The sequence below is a fragment of the Pseudonocardia sp. 2-7 genome (genome assembly GCF_056341085.1).
Window position 1 is genome coordinate 4243753 of sequence record NZ_CP094507.1, and the last position, 14638, is coordinate 4258390.

Below are 14638 nucleotides of genomic sequence, written 5' to 3' on the forward strand. Positions count from 1 at the left end.
CGCTGCGACCACGATGGTGGGATAACAGCGCGCGGATGCGCAACGACGGCCATAGCAATCGAACATTGAGAACCGGAGCAACGAGCCTCACGGGGCCCGTCCTGCCTGACCGGACCGTCCAGGGAGTTGCCACATGAGCCTCGACATCCTCGTGCTCGGACTCAACTACGCGCCGGAGCACACCGGAATCGCTCCCTACACGCGGGACACCGCGCGCGCTCTTGCTGCCGCCGGTCACTCCGTCCACGTGGTGACCGGGCTCCCCCACTATCCGCAATGGACCGTCCACGACGGATACGGGCACTCCCGACGGCATGAGGAGTGGGACGGCGCGGTGCGGGTTACCCGAGTCCGCCATCCCGTTCCGGTCGATCCGACGGGCGTCGGGCGGATCCTGATGGAGGCCCGGTTCGCCGCCGCCGCTGCCGCTGTCTCCCACCGCACTCCTGACGTCGTGCTGGCGGTCAGCCCTGCGCTCCTAACGGTGGCAGCGGCCGTCCGCCACCGCGTCGCGCACCGACGCCGCCCCGCCCTCGGAGTAATCGTGCAGGACCTCTACGGATCCGCGGTGGCCGAGGCGGGCGTCCTGGGCGGGCGCGCCGGCGCTGCGGTCGCCCGACTGGAGAGGGCGCTCCTGTCGCATGCCGACGGTATCGTCGCCGTCCACGAGGCGTTCCGTCCGGCTCTCGAGCGCTACGGGATCCCCGCCGATCGCACGACGATCATCCGCAACTGGACCCATATCCGGCCAGGCGCCGCGGGCGATACCGACGCGCTACGCGATCGCCTCGACTGGCCCACGGGCCGCACCGTCGCGCTGCATGCCGGGAACATGGGGGCAAAGCAGGGGCTGGAGAACGTGATCGCTGCCGCCCGGCACGCCGAGAGTGACGACCTTCCCGTCGAGTTCGTGCTCCTGGGCGACGGCAATCAGCGTTCACATCTGCAGGAGTCTGCTGCCGGGTGCAACCGCATCCGCTTCGTCGATCCCTTGCCCGAGGGGGACTTCGTCACCGCCCTCGCTGCCGCTGACGTCCTGGTGCTCAACGAGCGGGGAACGGTCCGCGAGATGTGCGTGCCGAGCAAGCTCACCAGCTATTTCGCGACCGGTCGCCCCGTCGTCGCCGCCACCTACACCGACAGCCCGGCGGCCAGGGAGGTGCGCGCCTCCGGGGCCGGCGTCGTCGTCGAGCCCGATGCACCCGTCCAGTTGCTGGAGGGCATCACGCGGATGGCCGGGGACGCGGGGCGTGAGGCAGGCGGCCGCGGTCCCGGCTATGCGCAGGAAATGTGTTCCTCGGCGACGGCGCTCGCCGAGTACGTCGACTGGGTAGAGGGTCTCGCCGCACGGCAGCGTTCGTGACGGCTTCCCGATCGACAGGTTCACGGCGGGCGACCGCTCTGCTTCTCGGTCTGTGCCTGCTGGCCGTCACCGGGTGCACTGCGGTCGGGACGAACGTCGACGGCGGCTTCGCGGCGCGCTGCACGGCCACGGAGATGCCTGCGGATCTGCCTGAGGGGATCCGAGCCACGGTCGACTCGGCAAGGATGGAGCCTGCTACAGGCGTGACGCCCGCCCACTGCGCGGTCACGGGCAAGATCGAGCCGTCCATCCGGTTCGCGCTGGCACTCCCCACGCCGGCCCGGTGGACGGCGAGGTTCCCCTCGGCTGCGAAGCGACCTGTGGCCTCGATCCGGCTCCGCGATGTCTCTGCGACGGCCTGATCAACGACCGGTCCGGTGCCGACCCGACCTCGGCGCGGCGGGACTCACGCAGGATCAACAGGAGATCAAGGAGGCCCTGTACTCGCCTCCGCCGGGCGCCGACTGACCGACGCTCCCGACCGGTCTGCTCCCGGGTTCGGAGATCCTCGGCGAGTGGCGGGCCCAGTTCACGCGCGACAGGTCGTTCGTCAACTCCGGCGCGCTCAGCGCCATCCGCTACGCGCTGTACCAGCCACCGGCCGGCCCGGCGGCAGGTCTCGACGCCTGGCGGCCGGAAGACTTTCCCGGCCGGCTCCGAGCCTTTCGCGACGTCGTCGATGCGACGGCCGGGCTCGACGCGTACCGGGCCCACGGTAGCTGGCGCGGCATCCGGGCGACGGGTAACACCCCGACAGCGCGGCACGACACCGCTAGCGAACCGGACCGCTTCCGCGCCCCGCGCGGACTCGGCAGCAACTTAGCGAGACGCTATCGTTCCGGCACCGATCGGCCACTCCTGCGACGACGCAGCGGAAGGCCACCCACCACCGCTCCCTGGGGGAAGACTGATGACAGAGGCGTCGACCGCACCAGACACCCGTGCCAAGCGTGCTCTCATCACCGGCATCACCGGGCAGGACGGCTCCTACCTCGCCGAACTACTGCTGTCCAAGGGTTACGAGGTCCACGGCCTCATCCGCCGCGCGTCGACGTTCAACACCGGCCGCATCGACCACCTATACCAGGATCCGCACGACCCCGAGGCCCGTTTGTTCCTGCACTACGGCGACCTCACGGATTCTTCTCGCCTGGTGACGCTACTCGACAAGATCCACCCCGACGAGGTCTACCACCTGGGCGCTCAATCCCACGTGCGCGTCTCGTTCGACGAGCCCGAGTACACCGGCAACACGACCGGCGTGGGTACGACCCGGCTCCTCGAGGCCATCCGCATGGTAGGGGTGGACTGCCGCTTCTACCAGGCCTCGTCCTCCGAGATGTTCGGTGCGACCCCCCCGCCGCAGAACGAGGACACGCTGTTCTACCCGCGCTCCCCATACGGCGCGGCTAAGCTCTACGGATACTGGATCGCCCGGAACTACCGCGAGGGCCATAACCTCTTCTCGGTGAACGGGATTCTGTTCAACCACGAGTCCCCCCGCCGCGGCGAGACCTTCGTGACCCGCAAGATCGCCCGCGCTGCCGCCCGTATCGCGCTTGGTATCGATAAGGATGTCTATCTCGGTAACCTCGACGCGGTACGCGACTGGGGCTACGCACCGGAGTACGTGGAAGGTATGTGGCGGATGCTGCAGGCCGATGAGCCCACCGACTACGTGCTCGCCACCGGTACGGCCTACACCGTGCGTGACTTCGCACAGTTCTGCTTCGACCACGTCAACCTCGACTGGCAGGACTACGTCAAGTTCGACAAGTCCTACCTTCGCCCCACCGAGGTCGACGCGCTCATCGGTGACGCGAGTAAGGCCGAGAGGATCCTTAGATGGAAGCCCAAGGTTCTCCCGCCCAAACTCGCCAAGATCATGGTGGACGCCGAGCTCGAGCTCGAGAAGCAGGGCGGCTCCCTGGTGAGGAGCACGGACGCTCGATAGTCGTCGCATCGGCTCGGCGGTGCGGGCCCGCAACGAGCTCGACGTCCGGATCGTTCATCTCATTGAGCCTTTGCCAACCTGATGGACGAGCAGGTCAGCTGGCGTGCGGCGTGGCGTGACCTCGAAAGGGTGAAGCTCCTGGTAGACGGGCGATTGCCTAGATCAATCCGCCTGACCAGGAGCTTCAGAGTGTTGTCTTACCCGTCCGGGATGACCGTGTCCAGCCGCGCGCTCGGCCTGCTCGCCGACGCGCTGCGCGCGCACCGCAACCAGCGGGCTACACGCTGGCGCAAGCTCTCCGCCGGCCGCCAGGCCCTGCTGGTGGTGGCCTATCTGCGCAAGGGCGAGACCTATGCCGACCTGGCCTGCGGGTTCGAGATCGGCACGTCAACGGTCTACCGCTACGTGCGCGAAGCGCTCGCCCTGCTCGCGGCGATGGCCCCGACGCTGGAGCAGGCGATCGAGGTCGCCTCACGCAAGGCGTTCGTGATCGTCGACGGCAGCCTGCTGCGGATCGACCGGGTCGGCATGGCGTCCGGCCGAGACCGCCCCTACTACAGCGGCAAGCACAAGGCCCACGGGCTGAACGTGCAGGTCATCGCCGACCCGGTCGGCAGGCTGGTGTGGATCTCCCCGCCGCTGCCTGGCGCGCGGCACGACATGGGAGCCGCCCGCGACCACGGGATCATCGAGGCGCTGACCGCGCATGAGATCCCCGCGGTCGCCGACACCGCCTACCAAGGCGCCGGTCCGATGGTGGCCGTGCCGCAGCGGCGTCGGCGCATCGACCCGGACACCGGGCGCTACCGGCGCCTGTCGCGCAACCAGAGGGAGGTCAACGCCGCACACGCCCGCCGACGCGGGCCGGGTGAGCGGGTCAACGCCGAGCTGAAGAACTGGAAGGTTCTGCGCAAGATCAGATCCTGCCCGACCCGGGCCGCCGAGCTCGTCGCCGCAGTTCAGACCCTCATGATCGCCAACGGATGATCAGGTTGGCAAAGGCTCATTGCCGGCCGCATCGGGCCGATTACCGCTCTCGCAGCGGCCCTGCCCTACGCGGCTCTCGCATCACCGGAGTGCCTGCCCCCAGCGCACGCAGGAACTGACACCCTAACCGACGGATCTGATGGCAGAACTAAAGCATCCGCGCCCGGCGTTCCCCGCAGCGAACACGAGCAGCAGCCAGTAGTCCGTCGACGACATCCACTTCGCAGCGGCAGTCAACGACCACGGATCTCGAGCGACTGGCGCAGATGTTCTGTCGAGCCCGATCACCATGCGCCCCATTGTCGAGGTTCTGATCGTATCCATCCTCGACGCTGGGCACGCCGGCAGGACTGGATCCATGCTCACCGCGGGTCCACCGGAGCGACAAGTGCGCCTTCAGGAAGCCATCTCGTTGCAGCAGAATCGACCTCAGATCATAGTAGGCGAACGCACTAGAGGTGCTTCTCGACCACGCGAGCCTGCGGACCCGCATCCAATGGAATCGTCTTGGAATATGGCTGCAAGCGATACCTTTCGCTCCATAACGAACCGGTAGCCCAATACGCGGCGCCTATTCCTGAAGCCGCAAAGCGGTCCAACGCCAGTTCTCCTATACTCGCCCACAGCTCAGCATCGACCCCGTCCGCCGGCCAACCACATTCCCCAATGTAGCCTAAGCACTTGTTATCGCTCAGCCATACTCGAAAATCTTCGATCTCACGCCGCACACGGTCGGCCAGGTCAACGTACCCTCGATCGACGGAATCCAGATCCGCCAGTTGCACCGATTCGAACTTTCCCGAGTTCGTCGGAGTGAAGTAGTAGTGTGCTTCGTAAATCACACCATCCATAGCATCACTGATCCATGGCTTCGGATTGAACCGATTCCATCCGGACAAGTTAGCCCAGTGGTATCCGGAGACGAAGATTGCCCGCCGAGAGCCTGCTGCACGTATGGAATCTACCGCGGCCTGCGAATAGTTGCGCCAGATTCTAGCGCCTTCATCATGACTATGACTGGAGTCCGAGTTCGCGTTCTCCTCGGACAAGCCGTGTGGCTCGTTCATCAAGCCCCACCCCAATACCGAATCAAAGACGTCGAACTCGGCCGAGAAAGTCCGCCAAAACTGCATGAAATTGTCGACCGAAACTCCGTCACCCAGCCTTAGCTTTTCACCCCCATCCTGCACGTAGCGACCGTAGTTATGCAAGTCCAGAATAACTTTCGTGCCATTTGACTCGCAAGCCGAAAGAACGCGCGCAACTTCGTCTACATTCTCTCTGTTGAGCGGTCCACCAAGACCTTGCTGAACCCGCTCCCATCGGAACGGGATCCGAAACAACCTGTATCCGCGCTCCGACAATGCCGCAATGTAGTCGTCCGACGGATAGCGGTAATCTTCGTTCAACATGCCCGGAACATTCTCGTCCGACCCGAACTCGGCGCCCGCCACGTTGATACCGAACGTCCGGTGGTCGACGCTCGCCGGCGACGCCCAGAACGCACCTCCGGAAACACCGATTCCGAGTGCTCCCGCCATGCCGAGAAGAATAGCCTTGCGCCTGTTCAGCCGCACTACCGAGTCCCAGAGGCGTGACCGGCATCAGCCAAGCTCAATCCGAAGTTCACCGAACTTGTCTCCTCTTCCGACTGATCCTTCAAGCCAGCCATTGACGCAGCACATGACACACTCATCGCCAAGACGATCCCGATAAGATCTGACGAACCACGATAAGTCAAATGTGGATCGAAGATCATGAGGATGCCCAACAGGGTTACGACTGTCGCACAAGCTTGGCCGAATGCCCTGCTCAATCCCTCCCGATGCAGCAGGACGTTCGAGCAACGCGCCAGCTCCCATAGAAGCGCGGCAAAGACCAGCAACATCGGTACTCCACCGACCCAGACGAGCAATGCGTATCCACTTTCGATGTAGATCCATTCACGCCAAGTCTCAGTGGCCGCGATCCTCGACGACGTCCTCACTCCGAACAGCAGATTGCTACCTTCGGCGATACGCGGCAGGACAAAGTTCTCAAGGTTGGCCAACCGCCCGTTCGTTCCGGTCCACGCTGCCGGCAGACCAGTTCGTGTGTCGATCTGGTCGATCCGGGCGCTGATCACCGAACCTAAGGCAAAAGACGCAACCAGCCCAACGCCCATCAAGATAGCCAGGTATCGCAAGAACTGACCCGTGAAAGCCCCCAAAGCAAGAATCATCAGTGCCAAAGCCAACACTCCCGACACCTGCCCCGAAGCTAGGCAGCCGACGGCGAAAAGCACGGCTGCACCGCGAGCGAACAGCTTTCCCAACCTCGATCCGTAGAAGGACGAGAAGGTAAACGCCAGAATCGAGCTCACTGCCATGAAGTCTGCGAAAGGAATGGGCGCGCCGATGGTGGACGACGCGCGAAGTTCCGATGCTCCATCAGACAACGGGTCTGCGTCCGACCACACACTCGACAGAATCGACACCACGCTGCCGACACCGGACACCTGCGCAAAGCCGACCAGGCTGACGATGAGCGCCACCCCGACAATAATCTTCGCAGTGCAAACGAACTCTGTGCGCTCCCTCAGAGCCACTCGACCCAGGAGGTAGACAGCGAACAGCTTCCAGAGTACGACCGAATACACGACGTCGTCCGAAGAGATCGCGACTCCCCTGAAGTACATCCCGCCCAGACTGTAGAAGGAACCCATCACCGCGAGCGCAAAGAACGCAACGTCCGCCTTCTGGATCCCGCCCATGGGGCGAGGCAGTTCACCCTTCGCTAGGAATGAGATGATGAGCGCGATCCAGAGCACGAGAAGGAGGGCCTCGTTCGGACGCAGAACTGCTAGTGCGGCACCACGATCGATCCCGACGGTCAGCGGAAAAATTGCAGCATAGATGTACGCGGCGGATGCGCGGTGAGTCACAATGCTGACCTGAATCGCGGCGAATAGAATAAGACCAACTGCAGCGACGGGAGACACAGCCACAATCGCGCCGAGCATTATGGCCAATGCGCCCACCAGTAGAACCAACCCGCGTCCTACTGAATTACTCCTCACTGAGAACTCACCCCACTCCCGAATCGTGCATCTCAGAATAGTCGGGTACAGTAATCATGAATTCTTCTTCGAGCGGAACTCTCCGATAATGGAACTGAATGCTACGGACGGCACAGCACGATGCAAGAGACCGTACACGATTAAAGACAGGGTTCCGCCGACGACTACCTGAGTGACACCAGTCCACCACGATGAGCCAAAGGGATTGAACTGGGAGAAGAACCGCCCCACCGCGAAGCAGGCCACCGCGGTAAAAATGAAGTAGAGGCCGTCCCAGACGGGTCGGAACGAGAGCTTGCCTCGCCCCGCTGCAAGCGCAACGTAGATCACCAAGCTGGCGAACACATCCGTAATCGAAATAGCCAGACCCAGCACGAACAATGACGGTGGACCTTCGACGTGGCTCCACCACCACATCACCGCCAAGAACAACAGCGCTCTGGACGCCATTGCAACCGTTGGAACATAAGCGATCCGACGCGCGTACGACGCATGGAGAAGGATTACCAGTACAGCTGTCGCCAGGCTTCCAGCAGCCAGCCCAGAGAGCCCCTCCGCTGTCAACGAGAATCCGCGCTGATCTGCCATCTCGCCGAAGCTCACCACACGCGCGATGGGGTCTGCCATCGCAAAATAGGCGGTTGCAACTGGAAGTCCCACAAAGGTGCATAACCTTACGGCCCCGAGAACCTGTGTGCGAAATTGCTTTCTGTCACCTCCGGCGTGGAGGCGCGAAAGAAGTGGCAGGAATGTCTGAGCGATAGGCCGGCCCACGAGAGCGTCGAGCAGCGTGTAGAAGTTGTACGCCAGTTGGAATGCGACGACGCCACCGGGAACACTGGAAGCGAACGCCAGAATCGCAAATGTCCGTACGGAGTTCGCCGCAGCGAGGCCACCGGTCGGGACCGCAAGCTTCAAGATCTGTCGAACCTCGGGGTCGCGCACCCCCCAGTTCGGAATCAGCCGGACACCGACACGTAGAGCCCCGAACCATTGAACGGCTGCGTGCAGCAGGACAGCGCTGGTTGTTCCCACACCCAGCCAAAGAATCTCCCCGAGACGCACATTGCCCACATCGGTCGACACTCCGAAGACGAGGGCGTAGCTCAGTAGTACTGCTGCGATACCGATGTTTTCAATACTGGGGGCTGCGGCAGCCAGCGAGAACGAACCGTGAGCTTGCTGGATCGCGACAGAGCACCCGATCAGTGCGTAGAAGACCAGCTGCGGAATGAACAGGGCGATGAAGACCACCCCGACGTGACGCTGCGATGCCACCACCGATCCGTCCTGCACCCCTACCGTCAACAACGTGATGATATGCGGCGCCAACAGAGCGACCACAACGCAGAGTACCGAGAACACCAGGAGTACGATGCCGAGAAATCCACCCACGATACGCAGGACCGCGTTCTTGTCGCCGTTGTCGGCGTACGAAACGATGGCCGGCACGAGTAGCGACGCGAACAAGGGCCCTATTAAGAGCTCGAACGTGATGTTCGGCAGCATGTTGGTGGACTGGTAGATGTTCCCGAAGAACGTGGGACCGAGAACCGCCGCTATGACGCCGACCTTGACCAGTCCAGTCGCGCGACTGACGAACGTCCACATCGCCACGTTCGCGCTGCGCTTGACAGCAGCACCAGGACTATCGGGAATCGCATCGGCCCTGGTCATCGCACATCACCTCGATACAGATACCTCGATACAACTGACTTACGGGGCTGCGAACTATCTGAGAAGCAGTTTTGGCGCACGCAGCGAGTCCAGCTCGACCCTGCGACTGGCAGCGTCATCGATGATTTCCTGGGTCAACCGCTGGTCGCGCCACACCACTACAGCCAGACCCAGACCTTCGAGATGTCTCGCAATCTGGTGCTGATGATTGTCGACATGTTCACCGAGCTCTTCGTAGCGGGGAAAAAGAACTGGGACCTTACCCGCCTGCAGGATCGTGACGATCGATCCGACTCCGGCGTGGGAGAGAACGACAGATGCTCTGTCGATTGCATTGGCCTGAGAATCCGCAGACATGAACTCGACTGCTTCGATGTCCAGGTCCGCGACCTCGGTTGGACCCACCTGCCAGGTCACCTCATAGTGGTCGGGAATGGACTCATGGCATTGCTCGATCATCCGCCTGAATCCTACGTCCTCCATCGCGCCTACGGAAACGACAGCATTCGCCGATGCATCCGGCTCAACCTTCGGACTTGGACGAAAGGATTCGAAGACTGATCCCGCATACGACCAATTCTCATCCTCTCGATGCGGGTACTGCATGAAGCACCGGGCTCGCGGCAGGCGCTGCGCAATCTTCCCAGTAAGCGACGGCGCATCGACTCGGGCTGCTGTCTCGATGAAGTAGAACGGTACCCGTAACAGGAGGGCCAACGGATAGGCAGCCAGACCATGATTCGCGCCTGTGGTCACTACAGCTTGAAGATTTCGCAGTCGCTTCACGTGACGCAGCAGACGGACCGAGTTGCGTAAGACCCCAAGAACTGAACGTGGTCCGTTGTACCGCAGCCAGATCGCTTCTTCTTGCTCAAGCAAGGAACTACTCAACGAGTTTCGGGGTGTAGCCCACACAAAATCTTGGTTAAATGGTAATCGAGGTTTCAATGTGTGGAGTTGCTTGAGATGGCCGCCACCACTCGCAACTAGAAGTACAGTCACTTGAAGATCCTACCTCTGAGGTCTCAACTCGCATTTCGACGATTACAGGCGAAGCTGTCGTCAAACTCCATCGCGGGATCGGCCGCCCGGTACATCAATCCGTCGCGTCGGCTCAGCCGCTGAAATGTCGCTGGCACGCAACGGCCGGGACGCGGCACTCTGTTCGTCCAAGGGGCGACCACCGGCAGTCTGCGAGGGTTCATAGGAACTGTAGGATGCATACTTCTTGGACCCGCGACTGGGCGCCATCGTCATCACGACGCCCAGAATGGGTGAGGCACCTGCTCGCAGGATCCGAATTGCTTCGGACACTTGAATCGATGTGGTGCTTCTATAGCGACCCACGACAATAGTTCCATCGCACCTGGCTGCTAGCGCCGCCGCGTCGGCGACGGGGAGCGTCGGTGGCAGGTCGATGAGTACGTAGTCATACCGCTGGGTCACATCGTCCAGAATCGACGCCATGTTCCGAGATCCGAGCAACTCGCTCGGGTTCGGTGGCAGAGGACCGCTGGCTAGAAGATCGAACCCCCCGCCACCCCACTGCTGAATCGCCGCTCCGAGCCGTGCTCGTCCGGACAGCACCGTGGTCAGGCCAACCTCGCCTGTCAGCCCCAGGAGATCGGCCAGTTTCGGGCGCCGTAGATCCGCCTCGATAGCCAGCACACGCCGACCGGACGAGGCGAGGGCAACGGCGAGATTGGCTACGAGCGTCGTCTTACCCTCGCCGGCGTTAGGACTTGTGAACGCCAGCAGTTTGTGGTGCTTGTCCACGTCGACAAAACCAAGAGCTGTCCGAAGCTGCCGATACTCTTCGGAGTTGATCGATTGTGGATCGTGGTGAACCACCAGCGGTGCACTCGTTGCAGATCCGGAACGAGTTAGCGTTCCGAGGAGTGGCGCAGACGCAACTTCGGCCAGCTCGCTTCCCTGCGCTATCGTGGTGTCCAGCGAGTTGAGCAGAGCGGCGCCACCGCATCCGAGAATGAGACCTAGCACAAGTGCCAGCAGCGACACTGCGGTCAGCCCGAGGCTTGACGGTTCAAGAGGCAGCTCCGCTGGCTGAACCATTCGTACGAGAACGGGCGCGACGCCAGTCGGACTGGTGGGACGCTCCAAGCTCTCCACCACGCGGGGAAACACTTCTCCCACTGCGTCAGCAATGGTAGCGGCCGCCTGCGGTGAAGTCGCGGTAGCTTCTACGTCGATAATGACCGAGTTCGACGCAGTCGATGCAGAAATCTGGTTGGACAGCGTCTCCAGATCGGTCCGTACACCAGCGCTCTGCGCCACCTCGTTCAGGACCCTGGGACTATTGACCAACTCCACGTACGATGAGACCCGCTGTTCGGATAACTGCGCGCCCTGGTACGCGGCCTGGGCATTCTCCACGGCTTGAGCTGACACATATAGTTGGATGGTCGCGGTGTACTGAGCCGGTCTGACGAACCATATGCTGACGGCTGCAGCGACGGTGAGCACTACCGCGATCACTACGACCGGCCATCGGGTGAGAATCCCGCGAAGCACCTGTCTAGGAGCCCGTGGGGAAGGTGGCGATGCTCGCTGGTCCGTCACAGACATCCTGATTCTCCCGTCTCGTTGCGGCGATTGATCCGTACTGAACGATCAGCACACAAGACGTTGACTGAGTCGAAATAGGGACTGGTGAACTCAGATCGAGAGCGGCAACGACGACGCCATGCGGTCGTTGGCAAACCTGAGCGAGGTGCGCGCGGCACGACTTGCTTTGCCGCGGACGCACCGCGATGGCGGTCGTCCGGACGCCGAGGATGCCGAGCGCGGCGTCCGGGCAGTCGGGTGTTGCTCGGAATGTGATCGAGAGAGGAGCGTCGATGGCCCTGAACGACGAAGACATCACCACCTCGGGCTCCACCGGCCCCGAAGGCCCCGCTGACTCCAGCGCAGGCCAGGGCACCCCGGGCCAGCACGACGGGGGCGCCGACTCGCGCGCCGAGGGCCCGGCCGACTCCGGAGCGGGGCAGGGCACCCCCGGCCAATCCGACGGCGGGGCCGACGGCTCGGCCGAGGGGCCGGCGGACTCGGGGGCCGGCGGCGGCACCCCGGGACAGCAGGACGGTGGCGCCGATAGCGGTGCGAAGTGAGTTCGCTGAGCCGACGACCGTCGCCGGGGCCACAGGTACGAGGGCTCCGGCGCCAGTCGGCGTCGGGGCCTCACCTGCATGGGCGCGCACGTGGGCACTGGCGCGACTCGTCGGCTCGGACGCGGATGCCTTTGCTGGGGAGCGCTGGGGCACTGCGCCACTGTTCCATGCAACAGCCGATTGCAAAAGGTTCGCCGATCTGCTCGGTCTCGACGGGGTCGACGAGCTGTTGTCCTGCAGGGGACTGCGGACTCCGCTGCTGAGGCTCGCGCGTAACGGGTCAGTGATCGACTCCACAGACTTCACCGGCCCCGCTGGTGTCCGGACGGAGATCGCCGACCAGGTGCGCGACGACCGCGTCGCCGCGCTGTTCGCCGACGGGAACTCGGTCGTTCTGCAGGCCCTGCACCGCACGTGGCCCGCGGTCGTCGACTTCTACATCGCGCTCGCCGAGGACCTCGGCCACCCCGTGCTGGCCAGCGCCTACATCACTCCCCCGCAGTCGCGGGACTTTTCCGCGCACGACGACGTGCACGACGTCGTCGTCCTGCAGCTCGCCGGGCGCAAGCACTGGCGCGTTCACGAGCCCGTCCACGTTGACCCGCTGCGGTCCCAGCCGTGGGCGCAGCACGGCGACGCCGTCGCGGCGCGCGCCCGGGACGACGAGTCGGTCATCGACCGCGGCCTCGAGCCGGGCGACGTGATGCACCTGCCGCGCGGGTGGCTCCACTCGGCGACGGCACTCGGGGACGTATTGGCACATCTGACAATCGGCGTACACGTCGTCACCCGTTACGCCCTGGCGGGATCGATCCTGAACCTCATCGCTTCTGATGAGCGCCTGCGCACCGGCCTGCCGTTCGGCCTCGACCTCGCCGACCCGCGCAGCTCGCCCCGCACCTCGACGCCGTGCGCGCCACGCTGACCGATGCCGTCGCCGCCGTCCCGGCCGAGGGCGAGCGCCACGACGCCGGCGTCACCCTCGTCTGCCCCCAAGGGCGCCAAGACGCCTGCCGCGCCGCCACTCGCTAACCGCCGCGCGCGTCGCCGACGACCCCGACGACACCTGGGGGTGCAGCCACATCGGCGGCTACCGCTCCGCCCCCTCCGTGGTGCTCCCCCACTGACTCACCTACGGCGGCCTCGACCCGTGCGAGGCGTGCACGATCGTCCGCCACCACGCGCGGGGCTCGTCGTCCACGGGAAGCTGCGCGGCCGTTCCTCGCCGCCGCCCGCGGTCCAGGTCACCCAGCACCGCGCGCCGCTCGCCACCGGCGCGATCGGTCTGGTCAACCTCCGCGTCGGCGAGGTGACCGCCAACGGTGCTCCCGCCGGCAGGTCACCTTCACCCGCGCCGGAGCGTGTGGTGCGGGAGCGGGCCGTTCCGGTCGACCGGCCGCTGACCTGCGCCGCGAGACGGGCCGGGCGGATCCGGGTGTTCGACCTCGTCGACGCCCGCTGCTGACCGGCGGTCACGGCGCGTAGTCAAGATTGTCGATCTGCCTCCGAGATCGTTAATGAGGGGGTATTCGATCTCGACAACCTGATCGAGAACAGGGCCGAAGGGCCCGGATCGCACAGGGGGATCGACGCGATGACCGCACCGGCGCACCGCACCACCATCCGGCAGGCCCGCACCACGGCCGACCCGGTCGGCGAGGCCACCCGGGCCACCGAGGCCGCGGCCGCCGCCGTCGACGAGGCCACCCGGACCGTCGAGCTCGCCGTCGTCACCGCGGTTCCGGCCGCCGCACCGCGCCGCACCGCCGGCCGCGCCTACACGGTGCTCAACGCCGTCGTCGCCCTGCTGCTGATCCTGCTGCTCGCCCCGGTCATGCTCGCCGTCGCGATCGCCGTGAAGCTCGACGGCGGCCCGGTGTTCTTCCGCCAGACCCGCGTCGGACGCGACGGCAGCGACTTCGGGATGCTCAAGTTCCGGTCCATGGTCGTCGACGCCGAGGCCCGCCTCGCCGCGCTCGCCGCCCGCAACGAGGGCGCCGGCCCGCTGTTCAAGATGTGCGACGACCCGCGCGTCACCCGCGTCGGCTGCGTCCTCCGCCGCTACTCCCTCGACGAGCTGCCCCAGCTGTTCAACGTCGTAGCCGGGACCATGCACCTCGTCGGCCCCCGCCCCGCCCTGCGCCGCGAGGTCGACGCCTACTGCCCGCTGGCCGCACGCCGCCTCGCCGTCAAGCCCGGCCTGACCGGCCTGTGGCAGGTGTCCGGCCGCAGCGACCTGAGCTGGGACGAGTCCATCCGCCTCGACGCCGAGTACGTGCAGCGCTGGTCCCCGATGCTCGACCTGTCGATCCTCGCCCGCACCGCCGGTGCGGTCACCCGCGGCGGGGGCGCCTACTGACCACCCGACCCCAGGTCCTCCGCGACGGCGGGGGCGGACACCACACCGGTGACCGCCCCCGCCGTCGTCGTTCTCCGGGGCGAGCACGTGCATGGCCTGGCTCCCGGTGGGG

12 protein-coding genes are annotated in these 14638 nt (G+C 64.6%); 7 read left to right on the forward strand and 5 right to left on the reverse strand.

Annotation, left to right across the window (positions count from 1 at the left end):
- The first annotated feature begins 133 nt into the window (after nucleotides 1-133).
- The 3 genes from MTO91_RS20425 to MTO91_RS20435 all read left to right on the forward strand — a co-directional run bounded on the left by MTO91_RS20425 (nucleotide 134) and on the right by MTO91_RS20435 (nucleotide 4304).
- Nucleotides 134-1363, forward strand: a complete 1230-nt coding sequence (locus tag MTO91_RS20425; RefSeq protein WP_476652354.1) for a glycosyltransferase — start codon at nucleotides 134-136, stop codon at nucleotides 1361-1363.
- 910 nt (nucleotides 1364-2273) lie between these two features.
- Complete coding sequence (gene gmd, locus MTO91_RS20430; protein ID WP_476652355.1) at nucleotides 2274-3317, forward strand: GDP-mannose 4,6-dehydratase; 1044 nt, start codon at nucleotides 2274-2276, stop codon at nucleotides 3315-3317.
- 189 nt (nucleotides 3318-3506) lie between these two features.
- Nucleotides 3507-4304, forward strand: coding sequence for a transposase family protein (locus MTO91_RS20435; RefSeq protein WP_476654817.1), 798 nt, complete (start codon nucleotides 3507-3509; stop codon nucleotides 4302-4304).
- Nucleotides 4305-4756: 452 nt separating this feature from the next.
- Here MTO91_RS20435 and MTO91_RS20440 read toward each other — a convergent pair whose 3' ends face one another.
- The 5 genes from MTO91_RS20440 to MTO91_RS20460 all read right to left on the reverse strand — a co-directional run bounded on the left by MTO91_RS20440 (nucleotide 4757) and on the right by MTO91_RS20460 (nucleotide 11625).
- The gene (locus tag MTO91_RS20440; protein ID WP_476652356.1) at nucleotides 4757-5845 is read right to left on the reverse strand and encodes a glycoside hydrolase family 5 protein; all 1089 of its coding nucleotides are present in this window, start codon (nucleotides 5843-5845) and stop codon (nucleotides 4757-4759) included.
- A gap of 35 nt (nucleotides 5846-5880) precedes the next feature.
- Entirely contained in the window at nucleotides 5881-7323 is a 1443-nt protein-coding gene (locus MTO91_RS20445; RefSeq protein ID WP_476652358.1) for a hypothetical protein, read from the reverse strand.
- Nucleotides 7324-7416: 93 nt separating this feature from the next.
- Entirely contained in the window at nucleotides 7417-9039 is a 1623-nt protein-coding gene (gene murJ, locus MTO91_RS20450; RefSeq protein ID WP_476652360.1) for a murein biosynthesis integral membrane protein MurJ, read from the reverse strand.
- A 54-nt stretch (nucleotides 9040-9093) separates the two neighbouring features.
- The gene (locus tag MTO91_RS20455) at nucleotides 9094-9825 is read right to left on the reverse strand and encodes a glycosyltransferase (RefSeq protein ID WP_476652361.1); all 732 of its coding nucleotides are present in this window, start codon (nucleotides 9823-9825) and stop codon (nucleotides 9094-9096) included.
- 276 nt (nucleotides 9826-10101) lie between these two features.
- Nucleotides 10102-11625: a tyrosine-protein kinase domain-containing protein gene (locus MTO91_RS20460; protein WP_476652362.1), complete on the reverse strand. Its 1524-nt coding sequence runs from the start codon at nucleotides 11623-11625 to the stop codon at nucleotides 10102-10104.
- A gap of 272 nt (nucleotides 11626-11897) precedes the next feature.
- On the opposite strand from MTO91_RS20460, the gene MTO91_RS20465 reads away from it, so the two are divergent.
- The 4 genes from MTO91_RS20465 to MTO91_RS20480 all read left to right on the forward strand — a co-directional run bounded on the left by MTO91_RS20465 (nucleotide 11898) and on the right by MTO91_RS20480 (nucleotide 14526).
- Nucleotides 11898-12167 carry a hypothetical protein gene (locus MTO91_RS20465; RefSeq protein ID WP_476652363.1) on the forward strand — a complete coding sequence of 90 codons (270 nt, stop codon included), beginning with the start codon at nucleotides 11898-11900 and terminating at the stop codon, nucleotides 12165-12167.
- Between the two features lie 283 nt (nucleotides 12168-12450).
- Nucleotides 12451-13092 (forward strand): JmjC domain-containing protein, encoded by a 642-nt coding sequence (locus MTO91_RS20470; RefSeq protein ID WP_476652365.1) that lies wholly within the window; start codon nucleotides 12451-12453, stop codon nucleotides 13090-13092.
- 234 nt (nucleotides 13093-13326) lie between these two features.
- Nucleotides 13327-13632 carry a hypothetical protein gene (locus tag MTO91_RS20475; protein WP_476652367.1) on the forward strand — a complete coding sequence of 102 codons (306 nt, stop codon included), beginning with the start codon at nucleotides 13327-13329 and terminating at the stop codon, nucleotides 13630-13632.
- Nucleotides 13633-13761: 129 nt separating this feature from the next.
- Nucleotides 13762-14526 carry a sugar transferase gene (locus MTO91_RS20480; RefSeq protein WP_476652369.1) on the forward strand — a complete coding sequence of 255 codons (765 nt, stop codon included), beginning with the start codon at nucleotides 13762-13764 and terminating at the stop codon, nucleotides 14524-14526.
- Nucleotides 14527-14638: the final 112 nt, after the last annotated feature.

Excerpts from the sequence above, each read along its gene's own strand:
- MTO91_RS20425 (WP_476652354.1), top strand. The coding sequence starts at position 134 with ATGAGCCTCGACATCCTCGTGCTCGGACTCAACTACGCGCCGGAGCAC.
- gmd (WP_476652355.1), top strand. The coding sequence starts at position 2,274 with ATGACAGAGGCGTCGACCGCACCAGACACCCGTGCCAAGCGTGCTCTC.
- MTO91_RS20440 (WP_476652356.1), bottom strand. The coding sequence starts at position 5,845 with ATGGCGGGAGCACTCGGAATCGGTGTTTCCGGAGGTGCGTTCTGGGCG.
- murJ (WP_476652360.1), bottom strand. The coding sequence starts at position 9,039 with ATGACCAGGGCCGATGCGATTCCCGATAGTCCTGGTGCTGCTGTCAAG.
- MTO91_RS20460 (WP_476652362.1), bottom strand. The coding sequence starts at position 11,625 with ATGTCTGTGACGGACCAGCGAGCATCGCCACCTTCCCCACGGGCTCCT.
- MTO91_RS20465 (WP_476652363.1), top strand. The coding sequence starts at position 11,898 with ATGGCCCTGAACGACGAAGACATCACCACCTCGGGCTCCACCGGCCCC.
- MTO91_RS20480 (WP_476652369.1), top strand. The coding sequence starts at position 13,762 with ATGACCGCACCGGCGCACCGCACCACCATCCGGCAGGCCCGCACCACG.